The organism is Vibrio sp. ECSMB14106, from assembly GCF_000972265.1.
In the GTDB taxonomy this organism is placed as follows: domain Bacteria; phylum Pseudomonadota; class Gammaproteobacteria; order Enterobacterales; family Vibrionaceae; genus Vibrio; species Vibrio kanaloae.
Map to the genome: position 1 here is coordinate 1 of NZ_LAUM01000052.1, position 546 is coordinate 546.

The 546-nt window shown below is 46.9% G+C and carries 1 protein-coding gene; it reads left to right on the forward strand.

Going from position 1 to position 546, the window contains the following annotated elements; translation table 11 throughout:
• A partial coding sequence (locus WR49_RS20345) for a Tn3 family transposase (RefSeq protein ID WP_046225230.1) occupies nt 1-546 on the forward strand: 546 nt, incomplete at both ends.

Below are 546 nucleotides of genomic sequence, written 5' to 3' on the forward strand. Positions count from 1 at the left end.
GGTACTCCTCTAAGTATTTCGGCACCAACAAAGGGATCACGGCCATGACTCTGGTGGCCAACCACAGCGCCCTCAATGCTCGGATCATCGGCTCTAACGAGCATGAATCACACTATATTTATGATCTGCTGCAATCAAACAGCAGCGATGTCAAACCAGATGTGCTCTCGACAGATACGCACGGTGTCAATCATGTTAACTTCGCCTTATTGGATCTATGCAGTTACAGCTTTGCACCTCGATACGCGCAGTTCAATAGTGTCATCAACGATCTGTTTGATGTGACTGAAAGTGAACAAGGCAGCACCATACTGGCGCTAAAGAAGCCTATCAGAACGAATGTTATTACAACGGGATGGCAAGATATCAGGCGTATTGTTCTGTCACTTCAGACAAAGCGGACGACACAAGCAATGCTGGTGAGAAAGCTGTCTGGTTACCCTTCTGGACACCCAATATTACAGGCTCTGACGGAGTATAATCGACTGGTTAAAGCGCAATATTTACTTGACTACATCGACGATGCCAGTTTGCGGCAGTATGTGC